Below are 26177 nucleotides of genomic sequence, written 5' to 3'. Positions count from 1 at the left end.
ATTGCTCCTCAATGGTGTCGCAAAAGGCGACAGAGATACCCAATTCAAATGCCGATCCCCTATCCCATAATGTCTGGATAAAGAGTACGTCGGTCATTCGCTATTCTCAGTTATCGGACCTAACTTGGGCAAGTTTAGTGTCATTTTATTTTTTTCAACAAAAATTCAGCAACAAAGCGTGCAGCGAGGCAAATTTTGCCCGCCTGAATTTGACCCTGGTGGGCTCCTGAGATACCTTGTGTCGGCTAAATTTTCAGGAAGTGTGACAGTGGCCAAAAAACCCGACAGCTTAACCTTTGAAGAGTCCCTGCTTGAGCTCGAACGTATAGTCGGCGAGTTGGAGCAGGGGGATGTGTCCCTCGATGATGCCCTCAAGCAATTCGAGCGCGGCATAGGACTGGTGCGCGCCAGCCAGGCCAAGCTGGAACAGGCGGAGCAAAAGGTCGCCATACTGCTCAAGCAGGAGCCGGATGCGCCCCTGGCAGACTTCCTGCCCGAGGGTGATTAAGTGCTCAAACACAGCCTGGCACAATGCCAAGCCCGGGTTGATGCCATTCTCGCCCGGGAAATCGATCAACTGGACGACGGTGCACCGCGGCTGAAGCAGGCCATGCGCCACGGCGCTCTCCTCGGCGGCAAACGTATCCGCCCCTTCCTGGTGTATGCCGTGGGTGAACTGCTGGGAGTCGACAAACAACAACTCGACCCCTGCGCCGCCGCCATCGAATGTATCCACGCTTATTCGCTGATCCATGACGACTTGCCCGCCATGGACAACGATTGCCTGCGCCGCGGTCAGCCAACGGTACATGTCGCCTTCGATGAGGCCACCGCTATTCTTGCCGGTGATGCGCTGCAGACCCTTGCCTTCGACATTATCAGCACCGCAGACGCAGAGCTGGACGCCCAGCAAAGGCTGCAGATGGTCAAGGCACTGGCCCAAGCCTCCGGCTACGCCGGCATGTGCGGCGGCCAGGCTATCGACCTTGCCGCCACTGGCCAAAGCATAGATTTGGCCCAGCTGACCCGCTTGCATAATCTCAAAACCGGTGCCCTTATCCGCTGCGCCGCCGAGCTGGCATTAATTGCCGCCAAGGCGCCGGAGTCGGAAAAAGCCGCCCTGCGCACCTATGCTGATGCCATAGGGCTGGCCTTCCAGGTGCAGGACGATATTCTCGACATTACTGCCACCACGGAAGAGCTGGGCAAGCCCCAGGGTTCGGATCTGAACGCCAACAAGAGCACCTTTCCCAAACTGCTGGGATTGGCAGGCGCACAGCAAACGGCCGATAACCTGGTGGCCGATGCACTATCGGCGCTGGCAAAATTGCCATACAATAGCCAGTTACTTGCAGAATTCGCCCGCTTCATCATAGAGCGCCGGGTATAAAAAGAGAGTCATTGAACCTCGCTATGAGTTTGGACATTTCCCAATTTCCGGTACTGGCCAAGGCCAACACCCCAGAAGAACTCAGGCAATTGCCTCAGTCACAGCTGCCGCAACTGGCCAATGAATTACGCCAGTTCCTGCTTAAATCCGTTGGCATGTCCAGTGGCCACTTCGCCTCGGGCCTGGGTACGGTCGAGCTGACCGTGGCCCTGCATTATGTGTACAACACCCCCTTCGACCGCCTGATCTGGGACGTGGGCCACCAGGCCTATCCCCATAAGATCCTCACCGGTCGCCGCGAGCGGATGCACACCATCAGACAAAAGAATGGCCTGCACCCCTTCCCCTGGCGGGAAGAGAGTGAATACGACACCTTCAGCGTCGGTCACTCGGGCACTTCGGTCTCGGCCGCGCTCGCCATGGCGGTCGCCGCCGACAAGGAACAGGCGGGGCGCAAAGTGGTGGCCGTCATAGGTGACGGCGCCATGACAGGTGGCATGGTGTTCGAGGCCATGAACCATGCCGGCGATCTGCACAAAGACATGCTGGTGGTGCTGAACGACAACGAAATGTCCATTTCGGAAAACGTCGGCGCCCTCAACAACCATCTGGCCCAACTGATGTCCGGCCGCCTGTACACCACCATCCGTGAAAGCGGCAAAAAGGTGCTTAAGGGCATGCCGGTGATCAAGGAAATGGCCAGACGCACCGAAGAACACCTCAAGGGCATGGTCGTCCCCGGCACCCTGTTCGAGGAGCTGGGCTTCAACTACATAGGCCCCATCGACGGTCACGATGTGGATGCCATGGTCGAGACCCTGCGCAATATGCGCGGCCTCAAGGGCCCGCAAATCCTGCACATCATGACCAAGAAGGGCCGCGGCTACGAGCCGGCGGAGAAAGATCCCATTGGCTGGCACGCAGTGCCCAAGTTCGACCCCAGCCAGTTCCGCAAACCGGCCACCAAGCCGGGACTGCCCACCTTCAGTCAGGTCTTTGGCAAATGGCTGTGCGACATGGCCGAAAAAGACAGCAAGCTGCTCGGTATCACCCCGGCCATGCGTGAAGGTTCGGGCATGGTGGAATTTTCCCAGCGCTTCCCCGAGCAGTATTTCGATGCCGCCATCGCCGAACAGCATGCCGTGACCCTGGGGGCCGGTTTTGCCTGCGAAGGCTATAAGCCCGTGGTCGCCATCTACTCCACCTTTTTGCAGCGCGGTTACGATCAGCTGATCCACGATGTGGCGCTGCAACGTCTGCCCCTTCTGTTTGCCGTCGATCGCGGCGGCATAGTGGGTGCCGATGGTCCGACTCACCAGGGGGCCTTTGATCTCAGCTTCCTGCGCTGTGTGCCCAACATGTTGATCATGGCTCCAAGCGATGAAAACGAGTGCCGGCAGATGCTGTACACAGGCTATTGCCACAACGAAGGGCCAAGCGCGGTGCGCTATCCCCGAGGCAGTGCCACAGGTGCCGAGCAGGTGGAACAAATGACTGCCCTGCCCATAGGCAAGGGGTTGGTGAAACGCCATGGTAAGGCCATAGCCGTGCTCAACTTCGGCACCACGTTGGCCGCGGCGCTGACCGCGGCCGAGGCACTGGATGCCACAGTGGCCGACATGCGTTTCGTTAAGCCTCTGGATGAAGCCCTGGTGCTGGAACTGGCTGCCAACCATGAGGTGCTGGTGACTGTGGAAGAGAACGCCATCATGGGCGGCGCCGGCAGCGGCGTGCTGGAACTGTTGGCCAAACACCGCATCTGCAAGCCTGTGCTGCAAATCGGCCTGCCCGATGAATTCATCAAGCACGGATCGCCGGAGGAAATCCTCGCCGAGCTGGGCCTCGATGCCGCCGGTATCGAGCGTCAGATCCGCGCCTATATCGACTGAGTTGCAGCTCGATAAGACAAAAAAAGGACTGCCTTGGCAGTCCTTTTTTATTATTGGGTCGGCAAGGGCTGATTAAACCCCGAACTTAAGCCTCGAACTTAAGCCCCGAACTTAAGCCTCGGTATCGACACCGCCGCCTTGGGAGATCATCACCATGGCGGGACGCAGCAGGCGACCATTGAGTTCATAACCCTTTTGCATCACCAACATCACGGTATTGGCGGGGAAATCATTGCTCGGCTGCATGCCGATGGCCTGGTGTTGATCGGGATTGAAGGCCTGACCCATGGGGTCAACCGCCTTAACACCGAATTTCTCCACCGCGGTCAGCAGGCTCTTGAAGGTCAGTTCCACCCCTTCCATCATGGCTTTGCTGGCGTCATCGCTGCTGCCACCGGCAAGGGCGCGCTCCATATTGTCGAGAACGGGCAGCAATTCGTTGGCAAATTTTTCCAGGGCGAATTTGTTGGCTTTTTCCACGTCCATGGCGGCGCGGCGGCGGATGTTGTCCACTTCGGCGGCGGCACGGATCACTGAATCTTTCTGCTCCTCGACCTTGGCTTCGGCGGCGGCCAGGGCCTGTTCCAACTCCTCAACCCTGAAATTGGCCTGGGTCAGCTCGTCAACCAGAGTCGCTTCTTCGGTGACAACTTCGCTGTCCTGAACCGTATCCTGAGGTACTTCTTGAGGTTTGGTCGAATTCTTGCTCATCTTAACTCCGGCTAAAAATGCTTTGTTTCTGCATAGGCTAGGCATATTATGGGGATCAATTCCGCCGTTTCAAGGCCTAAGGCACGCACTTTCCCCATATGACTTCCCCGTTTCATACCATAGGCCTGATTGGCAAACCCCATCACAGTGGCACCAACCTGACGCTCAAGCGGCTGCACCACTGGCTTTCGACCCAGGGATTTGAGGTTCTGGTGGAAGAGCGAGTAGCCGGCGAGCTGGGTAATCAGGTGACCGCCGTGGATTTGCTGGAAATCGGCAGCCGCTGCGATCTGGCCATAGTGGTGGGTGGTGACGGCAACATGCTGGGGGCCGCACGGGTGCTGGCAAGATTCGATCTCGGCGTTATCGGGGTTAACCGCGGCAATCTGGGATTCCTCACCGATCTGCCCCCCGATGGTTTTGAAGACATGCTGGCGGATGTGCTGGACGGCGAGTTTGTCACCGAACACAGGTTCCTGCTGGAGGCCGAGGTGCACAGGCACGGCGCCATCAAGGCCAGCAATACAGCGGTCAACGAAGCTGTATTGCACCCGGGCAAGATTGCCCACATGATTGAATTTGAGGTCTACATAGACGATCAGTTTATGTACAGCCAGCGCGCCGACGGCATGATAGTCTCGACCCCAACCGGGTCCACCGCCTATTCACTGTCGGCCGGGGGCGCCATACTCACCCCCAACCTGCAGGCGCTGATCCTGGTGCCCATGTTCCCCCACACCCTGTCCTGTCGCCCCATAGTGGTGGACGCCCACTCCACCATCAAGCTGGTGGTGTCACCGGACAATGACGAGAATCTGGAAGTCAGCTGTGACGGCCATGTGACCCTGGCGGTACTGCCCGGTGACGAGATCATTATCCGTCAGAGCGCCGAGCGCCTGCGGTTAATCCACCCCAAGGGCCACAATTATTTCCACGTGCTCAGAAACAAGCTCGGCTGGGGCAGCAAGCTCTTTTGAGCAAGCGATTCTGAATAAACTGTGATTAGCCCAGAGCCCGGTCAACGATCCTGAAGCGGTGCCACATCCACAGGCAAAGGGCGCTGCTGACACAGGCCAGCGACACCCAGACCCCCTTAATTCCGAACAGCCAGGCAAAGCTGTAGATCACCAGGGCTATCAGCAATAGCTTGCTGCCGGTCAGTATCGAGGCTTCCCTGGGTCTGTTGATGGCCTGGAAGAAGCTGGCCCCCACCAGGATCATGCCCTCAAAGGGCAAGCCCCAGAAATACAACCCCATGGCCTCTGTGGCCACCGGCGCCAATACCGCGTTATCCCCGGCAAACACGTACACCATCCACTCGGGTCTGCTGTATAGCAATATCAGCCCGAGGCCTGCCACCAGCAAGGTGGCCGACATGGCCAGCCGTCTGGCCTCCCGTACCCTGTCATGGCGCCCGGCCCCGGCATTGAAACTGAGGATCGGCTGGGTACCCAGGGCTATACCTTCGAAGATCAGATAAAAGAAGGCTTCGGTATAACTGACCACCCCATAGGCGGCCACGTGCAGCGGCGTTCCCACCCACAGCAGCGCCGTGTTGTGCAGCGTCAGCACTATCGACAGGTACAGGTTCATCAGCAAGCTGGGCACCCCAACCCGGGCGATATTGAGACAGTTGTCCAGGGTTAGCGCCATCTGGGCCAGATTAATCCTGAGTTTGGTGCGGGGGCCGAAGAAATGTGCCAGACACAGGCCGCCGGTCACCGCCTGGGACAACATGGTGGCAATGGCGGCACCGGCCAGTCCCAGGGGAAACACCATCATCAGCAGGTAATCGAGCAAGGTGTTGAGCAGACCGCCGCCAATCAGCACCCAGGTCACGAAGCCCGGGCGACCGTCGTTGCGCAGCAAGGTGGTAAAGCTCATGGAGATAATGGGGAAAATACACAGGGCGTAATACCAAAACAGATACTGATTGGCGCTGTCCAGCACCTTCCCCTCGGCCCCGAGCCAGCGCAAGATATCATGGGAAAACACACTGCCGAGGGTGCCCAGCACCAGGGCACTGAGCAGGCACAGGCTGAAGGCATTGCCGAGCAGGCGTCTGGCCCTGGCCTCATTGCCCTGCCCCAGATTGATGGACACCAGTGCCGCCGCCCCCATACCAATCAAGGCCCCCACGGCATACACCAGGGCACCGACCGGATAGGCCAGCATCATACCCGCCAGCCCCTGAGCCCCCAGCAGATGGCCGACAAACATGCCGTCTATGGTGACATAGATGCCGGTGACCAGCATGGAGGCCACGGTCGGCAGGGTATAGCGCCAGAACAGCCTGGGCAGTGGCAAGCGGATCAGCGGGTTATCCTGGGGCTCGGACATTCACTTGGCTCTTTGTTTTTATGGGCATGCAGCCTGGAAAATGCTGCCGATTCTACCGCAAACGGCCCGGCGCCGCAGCCCCGACCGCCATCATGATGCACTGAAACAGGCCTTTAACCCCTGCTCCAGCTGCGCCCAATCGAGCGGCTGCTCGGAGATAATCTCCAGACGGGAGTCGAGGGCATCGTCAAGCTCCGCCAGCTTAAGCTCATCCCCCAGGCGATTGATGGCCAAAATGCCATCGGCAGTGATCATCACAGCCTTGAGCCGCAAAGAAGGCACGGAATTCACCCAATTGAGCAAGGCATCGAAATCAAATTGCCACCCGGCGCCGAAGATCCAGCCACAGCTGTACATGGGGCCTTCGCTGTGCTCGCGCCTGAGTATGGCGTCCTGAGCAGGTTGCGGATCTGGCTCAGCTTCCCGGCTGTCGAACACTGAGCCCGGCGCCAGAGGCGTAGGCGGTTGCCGCAACAAGCTGTCATTTGGCGTCTTAGTTCTGGGTTCGAGTCTGGACCGGGTCAGCCAGGGGGCATGGGTTAAGGGTTTATCCCCTATGCTGAGGATTTCCTGCTGCAAGCCCCGCTCCGTAAGATAATGCTGCAACGCCGCCAAGGCATCCGGCCCCCAGGCATCGGCCTTGCTGGCGAGGATAAGATCCGCCACTGCCAGCTGATCGTTGAACAGGGGATTGCCCGTGTAGCGCGGGTCATTCAGTACCCTGGGGTCCACCAGGCACACTGTGGTCTGTATGCTGAGCACGGGTGCCAGATAGGGATTTTGCAGCAGTTTCAGGATTTGCGCCGGGTGCCCAAGCCCAGTGGGTTCTATCAGCAGGCGATCGGGCCTGGCCCTGGCCAGCAATTGGTTAACCGCCACCTGGGTTGGTACCCCGGCGGCGCAGCACAGGCAGCCCCCCGGCACTTCGCGAATAACCACTTCGGCGTGTTTGCCCAGCAGCGCCGCGTCCAGGCCCACCTCGCCGAACTCATTGAGCAGCACGGCCCAGGTTTCGCCTTCGGGTTTGTGGGCCAGCAAGCGACCAATAAGGGTGGTTTTGCCACTGCCGAGAAAGCCGGTGATAAGGTTCACCGGAACCGGATTGCGGATCATGGAATTCCTGGAGTATCAGCGTTTGGCGCCCAGCATAACACCCTCAAAGGGGCCCAGCCACACAGGGCCAGGCGGGCTCAGCGCCCCACTTTACCAGTGAGGAATTTTTTCCCACTGGCCTTGGCAGTGGCGCCTGTGGTTTTAGGTTTGCCGTTGGCGCCCCTGCTATTGGGGCTTCTGCTATCTGAGCCTCTGTTACCTGAGCCCCTGTTTCCTTGGCTACTGCTACCTGAGCCCCTGTTTCCTTGGCTACTGTTACCTGGGCCCCGGGCATCCGAGCGCCGCCGCGGTTTGTCTTCCCGGTAGCCACCGGCGACAGCGCCGCCCTCTGGTGGCAATTCCCGGTAACGGGCCGGTAACGGCGCCCCCGGCTCATAACCGGCGGGAAATGCCGCGTCGGGCAGCGCAATGCCGGCCTTGGCCGCAATCTGCTTCAGCCGCGGCAACTCCTTGGCAGTGACCAAAGTCAGCGCCAGGCCATCCTGACCGGCGCGGGCGCTGCGGCCTATCCTGTGGGTGAAGTCTTCGTCGGCCTCCGGCAGGCCAAAGTTGACCACCACGGGCAAGGCCTCGATATGCAGTCCCCGGGCCGCCACATCGGTTGCCACCAACACCCTGAGCTTGCCCTCTTTGAAGGCGTCAAGGGCCCTGTTGCGAGCCCCCTGGGTGCGCTCACCGTGGAACTCTTCGGCCTTGAGACCATCGAGTTTCAACTCCTGGCACAGTTGCCCCGCCTGCTGCCGGGAGGCGACAAACACCAGCACCTGCTGCCAGTTGTTGCGGCCGATGAGCTCGGCCAGAAACTCGCTGCGCCGCCGGCTGTCCAGCTGCCACACCTGCTGACTGAGTTTGCCCTCGGCCTCAGTGGCCGTCGCCTGGATCCACAGGGGATCCCGCAGCAGCTCCCGTCCCAATGCCTGCACCCTGGCGTCGAAGGTGGCAGAAAAGCACAGGGTCTGGTGCTCGGCGGCAATCAGGGCCCGGCATTTGTGAATATCACGCACAAAGCCCAGATCCAGCATGCGGTCGGCCTCATCGACCACCAGAACCGAAACCGCATCCAGGCGCAGTTCGAAGTGATTGACCAGATCGAACAGCCGTCCCGGGGTTGCCACCAGGAGGTCAATTCCGCTCGCCAGCGCCCTGGCCTGGGGACGAATATTGGCACCGCCGTAGACCGCCAGGGTCCGCAGCGCAGTGGCCTGGCTGTAGCGCTCGGCGGCCAGAGCCACCTGCTGGGCCAACTCCCGGGTCGGCACCAGCACCAGGGCTCTTGGCCCAGTGCTGGCCTGTGCCTGTTCCTGTGCCGATGAGGCATTGAGCCTTTGCAGCAGCGGCAACAAAAAGGCCGCCGTTTTGCCCGTGCCTGTGCGGGCGCAGGCCAGCATGTCCCGCCCCTTGAGCGCCTCAGGGATCACCTGTTGCTGTATCGGAGTCGGCTGCCGATAACCCACATCGGCAACGGCATGCAGCAAGGGCTGGTCAAGGCCGAGTTGTTCAAAGCTCATGGAGGGGTGTCCTAATTTCGGTGACAGGGGTAAAAACAAAGGCGGCGAGTATACGCCCGATGGGGCAAGCTTGAAAGTCAGGCATTGGCCTTGTCATCCAGCAGGAACTCTTGCTCGAACTCGGCGGCGCTCATGGGACGGGAGAACAGGTAGCCCTGGGCATAGTCGCAGCCCATGGTGCGCAGCAGTTCACGCTGGTCCTCGCTCTCGACCCCTTCGGCTATCACCTTCATCCCGAGTTTATGGGCCATGACGATAATGGCCTCGCACAGGGAATGATCGCTGGAATCATCCACCAGATTGCGGATAAAGGACTGATCGATTTTCAAATAATCTATATCGAACTTTTTCAGGTAGGCCAAAGAGGAATAGCCGGTGCCAAAGTCATCCAGGGCCACCTGAATGCCGGCATCGCGGTAAGCCAGCAGCTTATCCGATACCCCGGTGGCGGCGTCGAGCAGCAGACCCTCGGTGATCTCAACACATATGCCGCCGGGCCCCAATTGCAGCTCCTTAAGCAGTGACATCCAGCGGCTGAAATATTCCCCCTCATCACGGAACTGGATTGGTGACTTGTTGATACTGAGCTGCACTATACGTTCATGTTTTTGTTGCCATTCCTTACTCTGTCTTGCCGCCTGTTCCAGCACCCAGGCACCTATCTCCAGAATAAGGCCTGTCTCCTCGGCCACGGGAATAAAGTCCGCCGGCGAGACATAGCCGCGGGTCTCATGCTGCCAGCGCAGCAGCACCTCGGCCTTGTGAATGTCGCCGCTTTTCAGCTCCACTATCGGCTGGAAAAACAGGCTGAACTCCTGCCGCTCCACAGCCAAACGCAGGTCCTGAATAAGGTGCATGCGGAAGTGGGCATATTCCTGCATTGAGGGGGTGAAGAAGTTGAAGCGGTTGCGGCCCTGGGCCTTGGCGGCATACATGGCCTGGTCGGCGTGTTTCAGCAGCGCCTCGCGGCTGTCGGCATCTTCCGGATACAGGGTAATGCCGATACTGGCGCTGATGTAACTGGTGTGCTCCCCCAGTTGGTAGGGTTCGGCCAGGGCCTTGAGGATCTGCTCAGCCACCCGCTCGACCCCGGATTGCTCTGCTATGTCCCGCAGGATCACGGTAAACTCATCGCCCCCCAGTCGCGCCACCACGTCCGAATCGCGCACGCACAGTTGCAGGCGGCGACTGCACTCAACCAGCAGCTGATCACCCATGTCATGGCCAAGGGTGTCATTGATTTCTTTGAAGAAATCCAAATCAAGGAACAAAAGGGCAAAGTGACGTTTGCGCCGTTCGCAGGCAACGATTTCCCGCCCCAGATAATCGAGCAACATGCGCCGGTTCGGCAAGCCCGTCAGCGGATCGTAGTTGGCCTGCTGCCAGATCAGCTGCTCCTGCTGCTTCATTTCAGTGATATCCGAGAACAGCGCCACCCGCCGGTGTGGCCTGTGCTGGCGATCATAGATGGTATTGACTGTCAGCCAGATCAGATACTCGTCGCCGTTTTTGCGCTTTTGCCACATTTCTCCCTGCCAGTGGCCCTTTTCACGCAGCTGTTGGTTCATCTCGCGATAGAAATTTTCGCCGTTGGTATCGCAGTAGAACAGGGACACATGTTGCCCCTGGACCTCGCTTTCGTTGTAGCCAGTAATGCGGGAAAAGGCGGCATTGATGGTGATAATATGGCCCTTGGCGTCGAGCACACTCATGGCCTCGCTGGAACTGTTGTAAACAGAGGCCGCCAGCTCCAGGGATTCCTGTTGTTTGCGGCTCTGGCTGATGTCCACATGGATGCCGCAGACCCGCAGTGGTTTGCCCTGCTCATCCCTGGCCACCACCCGACCCCGGTCGCGGATCCAGCGCTCGGTGCCATCGGCGGTTTTCAACCGGTAGTCCATACTGAAGTTGGCGGTACGGCCCTGCAGATGCAGCTCCATGGCCCTTAGCATTTCCACCCTGTCGTCGGGATGGATGGCGTTGATCCAGATCCTGTGATTGTCCATCAACTCATTGTGGCTCACCCCCAACATCTGGGCGCAGCGCTCGTTGCGAATAACTTCATCCCTGGGGATATCCCAGTCCCAAAACCCCAGCTCGCCGCTGTCGAGTACCAGCTGCAGCTGCTCGCGACTGGCGCTGACCGACTGCTCCGCCAGGGTCTGCTCAGTGATATCCAGAAAACCGGCGATCACCAGCTGCACCCGCCCATTACTGCGTTTGCAGGAAACGCTCATCAGGGTGTAGACCAGGGTGCCGTCTTTGGCAAAAAAGCGTTTCTTGAGCTCGTATTGGTCAATATCCCCCAGCAGCAGGCGTTCGAACTGCTGGGTGTCGGTATAGAGATCGTCCGGGTGTGACAGCTGATCCCAGCCCAGGCGCAACAGCTCCTTTTCGCTGTATTTGAACATCTGACACAGGCGGGAGTTGACCTTGATCCAGCACTTGTCGACCGTGCCTATGGCTATGCCTATGTTGCCGGCATCGAACTGGGAGCGGAACAGGAAGTCATCCTGCAGGCGCATCTTGTCGTCCCGCTCTATCTCTATGCGCCGCGACAGCAAGCGTCCCACCATCATGGTTGCCAGCGGGTATATGGTCAGCACCGGCAGGGTGATCTGCGACAGCACTCTCCAGGCCGTGTCCCAGGGCAAAATCAACATCCAGGACAGCATAATCAGGTGTACCAGGAAACCTATGCCATAGAGCTCGCCCCAGCCCATGGATGCCAGCATGGATTTACGGCGCAGCCGCCACAGGGCCCCTACGGCGCCACTGGAGATGATGACCGCAATGCCTATCCACATGGCAGGGCCACCGATGGCGTAGCGATAGGCAGCCGTCATGATCACGGCAACCATGGTGGGCAGGCCACCGAAAAACAGTCCGGAGACGGCCAAGAGCACCGAGCGGGTATCGAAGATGATGCCGGGGGCAAAAACCCAGGGTGTCGACATGATTGTCATGCCGATGGCGCCGACGATAACCCCTATGCCAATGCGCCAGAGCAGGAAGTACTTGCGTTTGTGACGGCGGGGAATGGCGTCATAGACGAACACCAACGCCAGCAGCAGGGCCGCGTTCTGGATCAACGGAAAAAAGATGCCCTGCTCCATGAAGCGCCCTATCCCCTTAGCCGTGTGTTTACCTCTTTTTTATCAATTGAGTGTAGCAGATATCCACAGCGACTCAGGGGACATCAGGCATACAGCATATCGGCATATTGCCGGGCTTGGGCGGGCCAGTCGAAACGGCTGGCGGCGGCGTTGGTGGCCACCCGGCGCCAGGTATCCGAGCCCACCAGGGGCAGCAGCTCCGCCAGGCGTGCCAGCAGCGATTCCCCCTGGGCCAGAGGGGTCTCGCCCTGAAACGACCAGCCGTTGTGGCCATGGCTAACCGTGTCCACCAGACCGCCGACGCCATGCACCAGACAGGGCTGGCCGGCACGCATGGCCAGCATCTGGCTGATGCCGCAGGGCTCGAAGGAGCTTGGCATCAGGAACAGATCGCCCCGCAGATACAAAGCCTCGGACAGGGCTTCATCATAGTGGTTGATAAACAGGAAGTTATCCTGCTGCGCCGCTATTGCCTGAAACTCCCGACCTATGTCCTCATCGCCGCTGCCGAGCATGATGAGCCGGGCGTCCGGGCGCCAGGCCCGCAGCTGCGTCAGCAGAGCCTCCAGCACAGTCTCGCCGCTGGCGCGCCTCTGCCTCAATATCTGCACCTTCTGGGCGGTGAGCCGGCCCACTGAACTGATAACAAAGGCCTGCTCATTGTCGAACAGTTCAGGCAGGCAGGCAGCAGCGATAAAGTCCACCGCGGCTACGTCCCGTCTGTGGGCCTGTGCCCGGATCAGGGTCCGCTGAATGGTGCGCACCAGCGCCAGGGCCGTTGGCCGGCCCCTTTCGCCCTCGGCACCATCGTTGTCATAGTTGCAGCCATTGAGTATCCCCACCAAAGTGCCCCTGTCCCTGTGGCGCGCCAGATCCAGTTCCAGCGACTCGCCGCCGATAAAGCCCGCCTCGGGCCTTGAGGGCAGCAGCACTTCCTCGCAGTAGTGGGGCGACACCAGATGCACCCTGTCCACCAGGTTGATGGCACTGCGCAGCGGATTGATGCAACCGCCATAGCGCCGGTCTGCCAGCTGGGCCAGCTGGGCACCACCGAGGGAGGCAAACAGGGCCGGGAACCAGGCCGCCAGGGAGGAGGACTCCTGGGCCAGGGGCCGGGTGCCCTGCAGCGCCAGGTTGTGGACCGTCAGCACAGCCGGTATGTCCCTGAGGGCGAGATACCTTGGGTCGAAGGCCCGCAGCAGCGCAAAGGCCCCCATATGCCAGTCATGCAGATGCAGCACATCGTGCATGGGCACCAGGCCATTGCACAGGGCGGTGGCCGCCGCGGCGCCGAACAGGGCGAAACGGTCGGCATCATCGGCGAAGGGCCGCTGGGGACTGCTCTGGTGGTAGAGCGCGGACGGCGCCGCATCCAGGCTGGGACCGTCGATAAGGTAAATCCGTGCCGATTGCGCCCTGGGGTGCGGCAAGATGGACAGACGCATGGACCAATGACCATCCCGGAACGGCACAGTAAACTCGGCCACCAGGGCGGCGCCGTGTCGGCTTGCCAGAAAACCGTAGCCCGGCATCAACACAGAGGCGGCAATGTCTACCTGCTCCAGCGCGGCGGGCAAGTCGCCAATCACATCGGCCATGCCGCCCACCTTGGCCCCTTTCAATACGGCGTTTTCAGCCGCCAACAACAACACTGACTTCAATCCCATTCCCCTTCAATTTATTACGCGCCGGCTCACATATCGAAAGCGGCCTTATTCGTAGCCCACCGGCAGGCCCAGCATGTCGCGGGTCACCAGCACCACCCCCTTCTCGGACACCCGGAAGCCCTTGGCCCTGTCCTGGTCGTGGTTGTAGCCGATGACCATGCCTTCGGGGATAATGCAGCCGCGATCGATAATGGCGTTCTTGATTTTGCAGTGGCGCAGCACCACCACATCAGGCAACACCACAGAGTTTTCCACAGTCGAGAAGGAGCAGACCCGCACCTCGTTGAACAGCACGCTGTGGCGCACAGTGGCGCCGGAGATGATGCAGCCGCCGGATACCACTGAGTCCACCGCCATGCCGCGGCGCTCATCGTCATCAAAGACAAACTTGGCCGGAGGCAGCTGCTCCTGATAGGTCCAGATGGGCCACTTGGCGTCGTACAGGTTCAGTGCCGGGGTCGGTGACAGCAGCTCCATGTTCGCCTGCCAGAAGGAGTCCAGGGTGCCCACATCGCGCCAGTAGGCCTGCTCGTTGGGGAAGGCGCTCTTGAAGGGATAGGCGTACACCTTGTGCTGCTCTATGATGGCCGGGATGATGTCCTTGCCGAAATCCCGGTCCGAGTCGGCGTTCTGGGCATCTTTTTTCAGCTGCTCAAACAGAAATTCTGTGTTGAACACATAGTTACCCATGGAGGCCAGACACAGCTCGGGATTGCCCGGAAGGCTGCGCGGCAGCGCCGGTTTTTCTTCGAACCCCAGAATGCGATTGCTCTCGTCCACCTCCATCACCCCGAAGGCATTGGCGGCCTCGGCCACAGGCACCTCCAGGCAGGAAACAGTCATGTCGGCACCGGACTCGGCATGGGCCGCCAGCAGGCCGGCATAGTCCATGCGATAGACGTGATCCCCGGAGAGGATCATCACGTACTTGGGCAGCTCGTGGCGGATAATGTCTATGTTCTGGAACACGGCATCGGCCGTGCCCTGATACCAGTTTTCCGAGTAGCGCTGGGAAGCGGGCAGGATTTCCACCGACTCCCCCAGCTCCTTCTTGAAATGGCCCCAGCCACGCATCACGTGGCGGATAAGGGAGTGGGACTTGTACTGGGTCACCACCCCCACCCGGCGAATGCCCGAGTTGATACAGTTGGACAGGGGAAAGTCGATGATCCTGAACTTGCCACCGAAGTACAGCGCCGGCTTGGCGCGCCAATCGGTGAGTTCGTGCAGGCGCGAACCCCGGCCACCGGCGAGGATCAGCGCATAGGTTTCCCGGGTCAGGTTACTGATGTAGCGGGGGCTGGAATTAGGCATAGACATGTACTCCTTGGGTCAGACAACTCATCTTCGGGCTCCTTTTCAAAACCAGACGTTTTCGCATCAGGCTCCCTTCCATATTTCATCGCGCTAAGTGGCAATAGTTGGCTATGGTGACATCACTGGAAAAACGGCCAGCTAACAAACATTTCATCTCAGGCTCCCTTCCATATTTCATCGCGCTAAATGGCAATAGTTCGCTATGGTGACATCGCTGGAAAAACGGCTGGGCAATAACTCCAACATCTCGGGCTCCCTTCCATATTTCTTCGCGCTAAGTGGCAATAGTTCGCTATGGTGACATCGCTGGCGCAAAGGCCAGGTAACAGACAAGTCATCATTAGGCTCCCTTCCATATTTCATCGCGGTAATTCGCAATGGTGAAATCGCTTGAAAAACGGCCGCTGGCGGCGGTATTGCGTATGCTGCAGGCGGCCCAGCGCTCCGGATTGCGGTAGAGTTCGTTGGCCCTGTGCTGGGCCTGGCAATAGGCATCGAAGTCGGCGGCCAACATCCACTGATCCCAGGGGCTCTCTATGGCCTGCAGCAGGGGCTCGAAGATCCCAGGTTCCAGCAGGCTGAAATGACCGCTCTTGATCAGCTCCAGCACGGCCTTGAGCGCCGGTGATCGCTGGATAAACTCCTGGGGCCGGTAGTCCCGCTTCATGGCCGCCACCTCGTCGGCACTGAGGCCGAAGAGGAAAAAGTTGTCCTCGCCCACCTCTTCCATCATCTCTATGTTGGCGCCATCCAGGGTGCCTATGGTGAGGGCACCGTTCATCATGAACTTCATATTGCCCGTGCCCGAGGCCTCCTTGCCGGCGGTGGAGATCTGCTCCGACAGATCCGTGCCGGGGCAGATGCGCTCCATGGCACTGACGTTGTAATTGGGCAGGAAGGCAAAGCGCAGCCAGGGGGTGACCAGGGGATCTGAGTTGACCATGTGGGCCACGTTGCCCGCCAGCTTGATGATCAGCTTGGCCATGGCGTAGCCCGGGGCCGCCTTGCCGCCGATCAGCACGCAGCGCGGCACCATGTGCTCGGTGTCACCGGCAAGGATCTTCTGATACAGGTGGATCACATGCAGTATGTTGAGCAGCTGGCGCTTGTACTCGTGTATACGTTTGACCTGCACATCGAACAGCATGGCAGTGTCAAACTGCACCTGGCACTCCCGCGACACCAGCTCAGCCAGGGCCTGCTTGTTGGCCTGCTTGACCTCGCGCCAGGCGTGGATAAAGTCCCGGTCGCCGCAGAAGGCATTGAGGCCCGACAGCAGGCTCAGATCCGACTTCCAGCCGCTGCCTAAGCGTGAGTCCAGCAGCGCCGCCAACCGCGGATTGCAGTGTGCCAGCCAGCGCCTGGGGGTGACGCCATTGGTCTTGTTGTTAAAGCGTTCGGGCCAAAGGGCATAAAAATCGCGGAACAACCCATCTTTCAGCAAGCGGGTGTGCAGCGCCGCCACCCCGTTGACCGAGAAGCTGGCCACTATGGCGAGATAAGCCATCCTCACCTGGGGTTCCGGCCCCTCCTCTATGATGGACATGGCCGCCAGCTTGTGGCCGTCCCCCGGCCAATGGTGTGCCACCGAGTCCAGATAGCGGGCGTTGATCTCGAAGATAATCTCCATAATCCGCGGCAAAATGTGCCCCAGGGTGCGCACGCTCCAACGCTCCAGCGCCTCCGGCAGCAGGGTGTGATTGGTGTAGGCCATGGTGTGGCAGGTGATTTCCCAGGCCTGATCCCACTCCAGGCAATAGACATCCATCAGCAGCCGCATCAGTTCGGGCACAGCGATGGCCGGATGGGTATCGTTGAGCTGCACCACGTTGTGGCGGGCAAAGTGGGAAAAGTCCTCGCCGAAGCAGCGCACATAGCGGCGCAGCAGATCCTGCAAACTGGCGGAGGACAAAAAGTACTGTTGCCTGAGCCTCAGCTCCTTGCCGTTCTCGCTGGCGTCGTTGGGATAGAGCACCATGGTGATCTGCTCCGCCAGGTTCTTGCGCGCCACCGCCTCGGCATAATCGCCCTGATTGAATTCCTCCAGATCGAAATCATCTGTGGCCTCGGCCTTCCACAGCCTCAGGGTATTGATGCGACCATTGCGATAGCCGGGCACCGGCATATCGTGGGGCACGGCCAGCACGTCCTGGGTGCCGACCCACTGCATATGGCGCCGGCCGTTGCGGTCCACATAGGATTCGGTGTGGCCGAAGAAGGGCACGGTCAGAGCCCGCTGGGCCTGGCGCACCTCCCAGGGATTGCCGTCCCTGAGCCAGCGATCCGGCCGCTCAATCTGGAAGCCGTCGACTATCTTCTGGGCGAACATGCCGTATTCGTAGCGAATACCGTAGCCTGTGACCGCCAGGTCCATGCTGGCGCAGCTGTCGAGAAAGCAGGCCGCCAGCCGTCCCAGGCCGCCGTTGCCAAGGCCCGCGTCGTGTTCGGCCTCCTCCACTGTCTCCAACGCCACCGCATGTTCGGTCAGGCAGCGGCGGGCCTCGTCCGTGAGGTCGAGGTTCAGCAGTGCATTGCCCAAAGTGCGGCCCATCAGAAATTCCAGCGACAGGTAGGCCACCTGGCGCCGACCATAATCGTTGTCGGCATTGCGGGTGGCGCGCCAGTCATCCAGCAGCTGCTCCTTTACCGACAGCGCCAGGGCCTGGAACAGATCCTCCACCCGGCGCTCATCGCGGCACAGGCCCGCCCGCAGGTGGCGATTGAGGGTGGCCGCCAGCGCCTCACAGGGCTCGCAGGGCGGCAGGCGTTCACCTGTGTGCCCCGCGTCCCTGTCCGCATCCGTCGCTGCATACTTGTCTGCTTGAGCATCTGCTTGTTTCGCCATAGGAACTCCAGATTTAACAATCGCTTGCAATATGAATAAGGGCAGGCAGAGTGCCGTGGAACAACAGCACCCCCATGGCCGGAACCCAGATGTCCCCCCCCGGGGCCAAGCGGGTGCCCACCAGATCGCTGTCGGCGCTCGACAGCAGGCAGTGGAATTCACCCTCTATGGGCACGGCGGGAGCCAGGAAGCGCAGCGGCTCGCTGCCGGTATTGAGCATCACCAGCAGGGCATCGCTATAGGGGGCTTCGCGGCAGGACAACAGCAGGCTCAGGCAGGTGCAGTGGGCATCGCTCCACTGGCTGCGGCTCATGGGCTCGCCATGTTGACTGAACCAGGCCAGGGCCGCCGGCGCCGCCGGGTTATCGCAGTGGATATAACGCTCGCGGCACAAAAAGCCGAAGCGGCGGCGGATGGCGATAAGATCCGCGGTAAAGCGCTGCATGGCGGGATCGGCCCCCTGCCAGTCAATCCAGCCGATGGCATTGTCCTGGCAATAGGCATTGTTGTTGCCGCGCTGGCTGTGCCACAGCTCGTCGCCCGCCAGCAACATGGGCACCCCCTGGGACAACAACAGGCAGGCCAGCAGGCTGCGGGCCTTGCGTTGGCGCAGCGCCTCCAGGCCGGCACCGCCCCCGCCTTCGAGACCATGGTTGCTGCTGAAGTTTTCATTGTGGCCGTCGCGGTTGTCCTCACCGTTGGCCTCGTTGTGGCGGCGGGTGAAACTGAGCAGATCCCTCAGGGTGAAACCGTCGTGGCTGCAGATGAAGTTGATGCTGGCGGCGGGCCCCCGGCCCGTGTGTTCGAACAGATCGCTGGAGCCATGGAAGCGGCGGGCAAACTCAGGCAGCATGCCGGGATCGCCGCGCCACAGGCGCCTCAGGGTATCCCGGTACCTGTCATTCCACTCGGAGAAAGACACAGGAAAGTGTCCCAGCTGGTAGCCGCCCGGGCCCACGTCCCAAGGCTCGGCAATCAGCTTCACCTGTCGCAGCACGGGATCCTGGGCCAGGGCATCGAAGAAGCCGGCGCCCGGATCGAAGCCATAGGACTCGCGCCCGAGACAAGCGGCGAGATCGAAGCGGAAGCCGTCGACGCCGCCGACCTCGACCCAGTAGCGCAGCGAGTCCATCACCAGGGTCAGCACCTGGGGCTGGCACAGGTCAAGGGTATTGCCGCAGCCGCTGTCGTTGATATAGAAACGGCCATCGCCACCGCTGAGGCGGTAGTAACAGGCGTTGTCGAGGCCGCGGAAGCTGTAAATCGGCCCCAAACGGTTACCCTCGGCGCTGTGGTTGTAGACCACGTCCAGGATCACTTCGACGCCAATGCCGTGGAGCGCATCCACCATGGCGCGGAACTGGGCTATATCGCCGTAGGGGCTGTGGGGCGCCATAAAGCCAATGCTGTTGTAGCCCCAGTAATTGACCAGGCCCTTGTCGAGCAAAAAGGGCTCGCTGAAAAAGGCCTGCACAGGTAATAGTTCGATGGCGCTGATCCTAAGACTTTGGAAATAGGCCAGCACAGCAGGTTCGGCGAGGGCGGCAAAGGTGCCCCGCTTGGACTCTTCTATGCCGGGAAAGCCCATGGAAAAGCCCTTGAGGTGCAGCTCGTACAGCACACTTGCCGCCATGGCATGGCCGGGTTTGGCATGCTCAAATGGTGGCAAGGCGCCTACGTCCAGCACCAGACACTTGGGCATCAGCCCGGCGTTGTCTGTCTCATCCAGCAGCGCGTCTTCCAGGGCCTGGCCCGGCACATGGGCGTAGCTGGCCCCGGAAATCCGCGGCACACCGGTCAGCGCCCTGGCATAGGGGTCCAGCAGCAGCTTGTGGCGGTTAAACCTGTGGCCCAGGGTCGGTTCCCAGGGGCCATGGGCCCGAAAACCGTAGGCCTGACCGGCGCCAAGGCCATCGACCCACAGGCACCACCAAAAGCCCTGCTGCACCATGGGCAGGCGAGCGGTTTCCAATCCTTCGCCGTCGAACAGGCATAGCTCCAGCGCCGCGGCGTGGCGGCTGAATACGGAGAAATTGACACCGCCCTCCCCCAGGCTGGCGCCCGGGGGATAGACCTTGCCGACGCGGCAGCGGCCTGTCATGCGCCCGTTCCCTTGGTGGTTTTGGGCTTGGCCGCGGCCTTGGGTTTAACAGCGGCCTTGGGTTTAGCTGCGGCCTTGGGGGTCTCGGCCTTGGACTTGCTCGCAGTCTTGGGTTTGGTGACTGCCTTGGGCTTGGCCGAAGTCTGAGCTCTAGTCTCGGGCATGGCTTCGGAAACGGTTTCGGGAGTGGCTTTACTGACTGCAATAGCGGCTTCCGGTGCCAAGACCACACAGGCCAGCGGCGGCACAGTCACCAGGGCGCTGTACTCCATGTCCTGCCAGGGGGTTTCTTCGGCCTGGATCCCGCTGCCGTTGCCCACATTGCTGCCGCCATACACCTCGCTGTCGCTGTTGAGCAGCTCCTGCCACAGCCCCGCCCTGGGCAGGCCCACCCTAAAGCCCTGGTACACGTTCGGGCTCATGTTGATGATAAACAGCAGCTCCTCATCGCCGTGGCGACGGAGAAACAGCAACACGGACGCCTCGGCATTGTCGCAATCGAGCCAGCGGAAACCGTCGGGGGAGCTGTCGGTCAGCGCCAGGCAGGGCCGCTCGCGGTAAAGGCGGTTGAGATCCTTAAGCCAGAGTCCCAATTGCTGATGGGGCGCGTATTGCAGCAGGTGCCAGTCGAGGCTGCGGTCATGGTTCCATTCGTCACGCTGGCCGAACTCGGCGCCCATAAACAGCAACTTCTTGCCGGGATGACCCCACATAAAGCCGTAGAAGGCCCTCAGGGTGGCGAACTTCTGCCAGTCGTCGCCGGGGATTTTTTCCAGCAGGGCGCGCTTGCCGTGCACCACCTCGTCGTGGCTGATGGACAGGATAAATTGCTCGCTGAAGGCGTACATCAGGCCGAAGGTCAGCTGGTTGTGGTGATGGCGGCGGAAGATGGGGTCCCGGCCCAGATAGTCCAGGGTGTCGTTCATCCAGCCCATGTTCCACTTGAAGCCAAAGCCGAGGCCGCCGCTGTCGATGGGACGGCTGACGGCGGGCCAGGCGGTGGACTCCTCTGCTATCACCATCACCCCGGGACACTCGCGGTACAGGGTCTGGTTCAGCAGCTTGAGGAAGTCTATGGCCTCCAGATTTTCGCGGCCGCCGTGACGGTTGGGCAGCCATTGGCCCTCTTCGCGGCTGTAGTCCAGGTACAACATGGAGGAGACGGCGTCGAGGCGCAGGCCGTCGAGGTGGAATTCCTTCAGCCACCAGGCGGCGTTGGAGATGAGGAAGCTCACCACCTCGCCGCGACCGTAGTTGAAGATGGCCGTATCCCAGTCGGGATGGCTGCCCTGGCGGGGATCTTCGTGCTCATACAGGCAGGTGCCGTCGAAGCGCGCCAGGCCGTGGTGATCCTTGGGAAAGTGGGCCACCACCCAGTCCAGCAACACGCCTATGCCGGCCCTGTGGCAGGCGTCCACCAAATATCTGAGGCCATCGGCGTCGCCGAACCTCTGGGTCGGGGCATAGAGGCCCACGGGCTGGTAGCCCCAGGAGCCGTCGAAGGGAAATTCACTGAGCGGCATCAGCTCTATGTGGGTAAAGCCCAGCTGCTGCACATGGGGCACCAGCTGATCCGCCAGCTCGCGGTAACTGAGGAAATGCTCGCCATTGTCCCCCTTGCGGCGCCAGGAACCCAGATGCACCTCGTAGATGGACAGGGGCTTGAGGTGCTGATCGCCAAGGCGAGCCTGCATCCAGGCCTCATCCTGCCACTGGAAACGGCTCTTGGGCGCCACCAGCGAGGCATTGTTGGGGGCCCCTTCCATGGCATGGGCGTAGGGATCGGCCTTGACCAGGCACTCGCCCTGCTCTGTCATGATTTCGAACTTGTAGTGATCGCCGGCCCTGGCCGCCGGGATAAACAGCTCCCAGACGCCGTTGGCGGGATGGCGGCGCATCACATGCACCCGGCCATCCCAGTGGTTGAAGTCGCCAACCACGGACACCCGCCGGGCGTTGGGGGCCCAGACGCAAAACAGGATCCCCTCAACCCCATCGACGCTGCTGTGGGTGGCGCCCATAAAACCCTGGGCATTGAACTGGCGCCCTTCGCTGAACAGGTACAGATCGTCCTCCCGCAGCAGGCTGGTAAACTGGTAGGGATCGCAGATGTCCAGCGTCGCCAGGGGATAGCGTACCCGCAGCAGATAGGGAAAGGCCTGCTTGCGACGGCCGGCGAGGCCGGCAAACAGCCCCTCGCTACCGCAGGGCTCCAGACTGGCGATCTTCTTGCCGTCCTTGCGGCCGATAAGCTCCACCGCTTCGGCCCCCGGCAGAAAACAGCGCACCATGAGGCCATCGGTCACGGGGTGCATGCCGAGCAAAGAGAAGACATCGATAAACTCGCCACGGGCCAAGGCATGGGCGGCACTGGGTTCAAAGGCTGGTGCTTGTTGGGTCATGATCGGTCCCTCTCAATTTGATAATTCTTTAATCTGAGCAGTCCTGGGCCGCCTGCAGCCTACCCTGACGGATAAGGTGCAGGCACTGCAGCAGCAGTGGGTCGGCAAACAGGGTGGTCAGGCTGGCGGGCAGGCGCCGCTGCCAGTTGGCGTATTGGTGACTGGTGCCGGGAATGTTGACCGGGTGGCGGTCGCGGGCGAGATCGGCCAGCTGGACGCTGACCAGGAGCGACCGGCCCTTGGCCACCAGGGCCATGGTGCGCGGCAACAGGCTGTCGAAGGCCAACGGCCGCTCGGCGCCGGCTTCCAGCAGCCCCTCCTGCTCAAGGCGCCTGAGCAGCGCCTCCTTGTCCTGTTCGCGCGCGGCGAGCGCAGCGCCCAACTCCTCGTCGCTGCCAATCAGCTCCAGCTGGCGCCTCAGGTGCAGATCGCTGCCACTCCACCAGGCCGACAGCGGCGCCACGTCGTGATTGGCCTGCATCATCAGGCTCTGATGGCGATAGTGTGCCGGGGCGCAGAAGTCCTCGCCCTCGCGACAGAAATAAAACAGGTCGTTGCCGGGAATGGCGCTCTCCCACAGGCGATGGCGCAGATCCGGCGCCACAGTGCCGAGATCTTCCCCCAGCACCAGGCAGCAATTGCGCTGACTCTCAAGGCACAAGATTGCCAGCAAGGTATCGCTGGGGTAGTAGACGTAGCCGCCGTCCCTGCCAACCCACCACCAGAGGCGTTGCAGCCCCATGATGTGATCGATGCGCAGGGCGCCGCAGCCGCTCATGTTGGCCCGCAGCAGTGCGATGAAATGGCTGAAATCCTGCTTGGCCATGGCAATGGGATCCGGCGGCGGCAGGCCCCAGTCCTGGCCCGTGGCCGAGAAGGGATCCGGCGGTGCCCCTATGCTGGCCTGTTGGCAAAAGAGGCCATTGGCAGAGGTCAGTTCACTGCCCCCGGCGCGGGCGCCGACCGCAAGATCCCGCACCAGGCCTATGCTCATGCCGCCCTGACGGGCCCTGAGCTGGCACAACTGCAGCTGATCGGCGGCGATAAATTGCAGGTATTGATGAAAATCCTCCCGCGCCAGGCTATCCCTGAGCCAGGGCGCATCGGCGGCGCCCTCCCACAGGGGCGATACCCTGGCGCGGCTGACCTCGGCGCGGGCAAAGTCCGCCAGGGCCTGGCCCTGGGCAGCCACAAAATCCGCCAGGCGGCTGCGGCGCAGGTTGTCCTGGCGTAGGCTGCAAAACTGCTGGAACAACAGGGCAAAGGCACGATACTTAAGGCCCTGCACCCTGGGGTAGTCGAGCCAGGCATCCTGGTTCAGCAGCTTGCGCTGGATTTGCCAGTCGTTACCGGCAAACTCCTGCGACAGCGCCGGGTATTCGGCGCAGTCTTCAATCTGGATATACAGGGGATTGAGCCAACGCCTGTCCCAGGGGCTGTAGGGGCTGGGATCCTCCGGGCTGGCAATATCGGGGGCGTGCAGGGGATTGAGCAGCACAAAGTCGGCGCCCTCGCGGCACAAAAAATCCAGCAGCTGGCCGAGGTCGCCAAAGTCCCCTATGCCCCACTGATTGGCGCTTCTCAGAGCCCAGAGACCAACGCTGACCCCAAAGGGCAACCGCTGCTGATTGCGCCGTCCCGGCTCAAGGCGGCCAAGAAAGGCCTGCCGCGGCGCCAGCATGAGTATGCCCTCCGCCTCCCCAAGCAAGGGATGGCACAGCCTGAGCCTGTGATAGCCCAGACCCGGCCCCGGATTGAGCACGGCGTTAAACCTCAGGTACTGAATATCATCGATGCGGTATTCACCCGTGACCCTCATGGCCTTGGGTGACAGTTCCAGGCTCAGCCACTCCTGCTGACCTTCGGCCTGTATGTGGCACTCGAAGGTCTGGTCCATGCCGGCGGGCAGGAAGCATTCGATGGCGGCGGCATCCACGTGCTGCCATTGGAAGCGCGGCAGCAGGCCACGCCAGGGGGCGGCGTCCAGCTCAAAGATGCGCTCATTGATCAGCTCATCGGCAAGCACTTCCCCCACGGGCAAGCCCAGCATGGTATTGAGCAGTGCCCGGCGGCTGCCCGGGTCTATGGGCAAGTCCCGGCCCAGGCAATCGATAAAACGATCCCCAACGCCCTGCAGGTAAAGCAATTTATCCAATGCCATACTGCCTTCCTCCCCAGCCCTATCCCTAAGGCGCCCAATCCCGTTATTGGATGAGCAGCAAGCATGCCAAAGTCAGATAACAGCAATGCGACAGAAAGGTGTCAGCCAGGTGACGGATTTTTTCCAATATTTTTCAGGTAATTGAAGAGCAGTCATCCGGAAGGTTAACACCTTAAGCCGCCAGCATTTTTTCCGTTAACCAGCCTTGGCCTGCACAAATATTGTGCAGCGCGCCCCAGAAGCAGGCAGAACAGGGGGCGATAAAAGGCCGACCTGACCGACTAAAAAGCTCAATAACGTTATTCAGTTTCAAGTTTTGCGGATAAGTCGGCAGCGGGGGGCCAGGATTGGCGCCGGATCACAGAGCTGCGCGGCGCAAATTGCTACCTTGCCGGTCAGAAAATTTCCTCAATATTTCTTTTATATTTCAAGGTGGATTTATGGCTGCAAAATTTTTTATTCCCGCTGTTAACGTACTGGGTCAGGGTGCCCTGGAAACCGCGGTCACAGATATTCAGTCTCTGGGTTTCAAGCGGGCCCTGATAGTGACCGACAAGCCCCTGTGCCAGTTGGGTATGGTGGCTCAGCTGCAGGACAAACTGGCCACGGCGGCCATTGAATCTGTGGTGTTTGACGGCGTCCAGCCCAACCCGACCACGGCCAACGTGGAGGCCGGGCTGGCACTGCTGCAAGAAAACGAATGTGACTTTGTGATTTCCCTTGGGGGCGGCTCGCCTCACGATTGCGCCAAGGGCATAGCTCTGGTGGCCAGCAACGGCGGCAGCATCCGTGACTATGAGGGGGTCGACAAATCTGCCAAACCCCAACTGCCCCTGGTGGCCATCAACACCACGGCCGGCACCGCCAGCGAGATGACCCGTTTCTGCATCATTACCGACGAGGCGCGCCACATTAAGATGGCCATTGTCGACAAGCACACCACGCCGCTGCTGTCGGTCAACGATCCGCACCTGATGCTGGCCAAACCCGCCGGGCTTACCGCCGCCACAGGTATGGATGCCCTGACCCATGCCATTGAGGCCTATGTATCCATCGCCGCCAATCCCATCACCGATGCCTGCGCGCTGAAAGCGGTGGAACTTATCAGTGCCTTCCTGCCAAGGGCCGTGGCCGAGGGCCAGGACATGGAGGCCCGTGAGCAGATGGCCTATGCCCAGTTCCTCGCCGGTATGGCGTTCAACAATGCCAGCCTGGGTTATGTGCATGCGATGGCCCACCAGCTGGGCGGCTTCTACGACTTGCCACACGGAGTTTGCAACGCCGTGCTCTTGCCACACGTGCAGCGTTATAACGCCCAGGTGGCGGCAACCAGGCTGGCGGACGTGGCCAGGGCCATGGGGGTCAATACCGATGGGATGACCGCGGCAGAGGGTGCCGAGGCCGCCATCACCGCCATCGAGGCCCTGGCGACAGCGGTGAATATTCCCGCCAACCTCAGCGTCCTGGGGGTCAAGGCCGAGGATATTCCCATCCTGGCGAGCAATGCGCTCAAGGATGCCTGCGGCCTGACCAACCCCAAGCAGGCCAGCCATGAAGAAATCTGTGGCATATTCGCCGCCGCTCTGTAACAAGCTCTGAAGCTTAAGCCCGGCCAAG

Annotated in this window: 16 protein-coding genes; 5 read left to right on the top strand and 11 right to left on the bottom strand. The window is 60.8% G+C overall.

The features are described from left to right. Window positions 1-268 precede the first annotated feature (268 nt). From xseB to dxs, 3 genes are read left to right on the top strand one after another with little or no spacing between them, the layout of a single operon-like run. Window positions 269-508: an exodeoxyribonuclease VII small subunit gene (xseB, locus tag JYB85_RS05180; RefSeq protein ID WP_207381335.1), complete on the top strand. Its 240-nt coding sequence runs from the start codon at window positions 269-271 to the stop codon at window positions 506-508. Then, entirely contained in the window at window positions 509-1390 is an 882-nt protein-coding gene (gene ispA, locus JYB85_RS05175) for a (2E,6E)-farnesyl diphosphate synthase (protein WP_207381334.1), read from the top strand. Between the two features lie 23 nt (window positions 1391-1413). Then, a complete protein-coding gene (gene dxs / locus JYB85_RS05170) occupies window positions 1414-3279 on the top strand; it encodes a 1-deoxy-D-xylulose-5-phosphate synthase (protein ID WP_207381333.1) in 1866 nt (621 codons plus the stop codon). A gap of 111 nt (window positions 3280-3390) precedes the next feature. Here dxs and grpE read toward each other — a convergent pair whose 3' ends face one another. Beyond that, complete coding sequence (gene grpE, locus JYB85_RS05165; RefSeq protein ID WP_207381332.1) at window positions 3391-3990, bottom strand: nucleotide exchange factor GrpE; 600 nt, start codon at window positions 3988-3990, stop codon at window positions 3391-3393. Between the two features lie 98 nt (window positions 3991-4088). Between grpE and nadK the strand changes: the two genes are divergently transcribed. Further along, complete coding sequence (gene nadK, locus JYB85_RS05160; protein ID WP_207381331.1) at window positions 4089-4967, top strand: NAD(+) kinase; 879 nt, start codon at window positions 4089-4091, stop codon at window positions 4965-4967. Between the two features lie 25 nt (window positions 4968-4992). On the opposite strand, the gene JYB85_RS05155 is transcribed toward nadK, so the two are convergent. From JYB85_RS05155 to malQ, 10 genes are all read right to left on the bottom strand, one after another. Beyond that, window positions 4993-6330 carry an MATE family efflux transporter gene (locus JYB85_RS05155; RefSeq protein ID WP_207381330.1) on the bottom strand — a complete coding sequence of 446 codons (1338 nt, stop codon included), beginning with the start codon at window positions 6328-6330 and terminating at the stop codon, window positions 4993-4995. Window positions 6331-6420: 90 nt separating this feature from the next. Then, window positions 6421-7443 carry a CobW family GTP-binding protein gene (locus JYB85_RS05150; RefSeq protein WP_207381329.1) on the bottom strand — a complete coding sequence of 341 codons (1023 nt, stop codon included), beginning with the start codon at window positions 7441-7443 and terminating at the stop codon, window positions 6421-6423. Between the two features lie 77 nt (window positions 7444-7520). Beyond that, a complete protein-coding gene (locus JYB85_RS05145; protein WP_207381328.1) occupies window positions 7521-8951 on the bottom strand; it encodes a DEAD/DEAH box helicase in 1431 nt (476 codons plus the stop codon). Between the two features lie 77 nt (window positions 8952-9028). Next, a complete protein-coding gene (locus JYB85_RS05140) occupies window positions 9029-12067 on the bottom strand; it encodes an EAL domain-containing protein (protein WP_207381327.1) in 3039 nt (1012 codons plus the stop codon). An 83-nt stretch (window positions 12068-12150) separates the two neighbouring features. Further along, window positions 12151-13734, bottom strand: a complete 1584-nt coding sequence (locus JYB85_RS05135) for a glycogen synthase (protein ID WP_228730205.1) — start codon at window positions 13732-13734, stop codon at window positions 12151-12153. 45 nt (window positions 13735-13779) lie between these two features. After that, the gene (gene glgC, locus JYB85_RS05130) at window positions 13780-15048 is read right to left on the bottom strand and encodes a glucose-1-phosphate adenylyltransferase (protein WP_207381326.1); all 1269 of its coding nucleotides are present in this window, start codon (window positions 15046-15048) and stop codon (window positions 13780-13782) included. 343 nt (window positions 15049-15391) lie between these two features. Further along, the gene (locus JYB85_RS05125; RefSeq protein ID WP_207381325.1) at window positions 15392-17896 is read right to left on the bottom strand and encodes a glycogen/starch/alpha-glucan phosphorylase; all 2505 of its coding nucleotides are present in this window, start codon (window positions 17894-17896) and stop codon (window positions 15392-15394) included. 13 nt (window positions 17897-17909) lie between these two features. Further along, window positions 17910-19997, bottom strand: coding sequence for a glycogen debranching protein GlgX (gene glgX / locus JYB85_RS05120; RefSeq protein WP_207381324.1), 2088 nt, complete (start codon window positions 19995-19997; stop codon window positions 17910-17912). Then, window positions 19994-22402 (bottom strand): 1,4-alpha-glucan branching protein GlgB, encoded by a 2409-nt coding sequence (gene glgB, locus JYB85_RS05115; RefSeq protein ID WP_407695886.1) that lies wholly within the window; start codon window positions 22400-22402, stop codon window positions 19994-19996. The genes glgX and glgB overlap by 4 nt, the downstream gene beginning before the upstream one ends. Before the next feature lie 25 nt (window positions 22403-22427). After that, window positions 22428-24560, bottom strand: a complete 2133-nt coding sequence (malQ, locus tag JYB85_RS05110) for a 4-alpha-glucanotransferase (RefSeq protein ID WP_207381322.1) — start codon at window positions 24558-24560, stop codon at window positions 22428-22430. A 440-nt stretch (window positions 24561-25000) separates the two neighbouring features. Here malQ and yiaY point away from each other — a divergent pair, with 440 nt between their 5' ends. Then, the gene (gene yiaY, locus JYB85_RS05105) at window positions 25001-26149 is read left to right on the top strand and encodes an L-threonine dehydrogenase (protein ID WP_207381321.1); all 1149 of its coding nucleotides are present in this window, start codon (window positions 25001-25003) and stop codon (window positions 26147-26149) included. The last annotated feature ends 28 nt before the right edge of the window (window positions 26150-26177 follow it).

It is taken from the genome of Shewanella sedimentimangrovi (genome assembly GCF_017354965.1).
Taxonomy (GTDB): Bacteria; Pseudomonadota; Gammaproteobacteria; order Enterobacterales; family Shewanellaceae; genus Shewanella; species Shewanella cyperi.
This window is presented reverse-complemented; position numbering and strand designations above follow the sequence as displayed.

What these genes read in the sequence shown, in the direction of transcription:
- dxs (WP_207381333.1), top strand. Translation starts at nt 1,414, where the DNA reads ATGAGTTTGGACATTTCCCAATTTCCGGTACTGGCCAAGGCCAACACC.
- grpE (WP_207381332.1), bottom strand. Translation starts at nt 3,990, where the DNA reads ATGAGCAAGAATTCGACCAAACCTCAAGAAGTACCTCAGGATACGGTT.
- nadK (WP_207381331.1), top strand. Translation starts at nt 4,089, where the DNA reads ATGACTTCCCCGTTTCATACCATAGGCCTGATTGGCAAACCCCATCAC.
- JYB85_RS05155 (WP_207381330.1), bottom strand. Translation starts at nt 6,330, where the DNA reads ATGTCCGAGCCCCAGGATAACCCGCTGATCCGCTTGCCACTGCCCAGG.
- JYB85_RS05150 (WP_207381329.1), bottom strand. Translation starts at nt 7,443, where the DNA reads ATGATCCGCAATCCGGTTCCGGTGAACCTTATCACCGGCTTTCTCGGC.
- JYB85_RS05145 (WP_207381328.1), bottom strand. Translation starts at nt 8,951, where the DNA reads ATGAGCTTTGAACAACTCGGCCTTGACCAGCCCTTGCTGCATGCCGTT.
- JYB85_RS05140 (WP_207381327.1), bottom strand. Translation starts at nt 12,067, where the DNA reads ATGGAGCAGGGCATCTTTTTTCCGTTGATCCAGAACGCGGCCCTGCTG.
- JYB85_RS05135 (WP_228730205.1), bottom strand. Translation starts at nt 13,734, where the DNA reads ATGGGATTGAAGTCAGTGTTGTTGTTGGCGGCTGAAAACGCCGTATTG.
- glgC (WP_207381326.1), bottom strand. Translation starts at nt 15,048, where the DNA reads ATGCCTAATTCCAGCCCCCGCTACATCAGTAACCTGACCCGGGAAACC.
- JYB85_RS05125 (WP_207381325.1), bottom strand. Translation starts at nt 17,896, where the DNA reads ATGGCGAAACAAGCAGATGCTCAAGCAGACAAGTATGCAGCGACGGAT.
- glgX (WP_207381324.1), bottom strand. Translation starts at nt 19,997, where the DNA reads ATGACAGGCCGCTGCCGCGTCGGCAAGGTCTATCCCCCGGGCGCCAGC.
- malQ (WP_207381322.1), bottom strand. Translation starts at nt 24,560, where the DNA reads ATGGCATTGGATAAATTGCTTTACCTGCAGGGCGTTGGGGATCGTTTT.
- yiaY (WP_207381321.1), top strand. Translation starts at nt 25,001, where the DNA reads ATGGCTGCAAAATTTTTTATTCCCGCTGTTAACGTACTGGGTCAGGGT.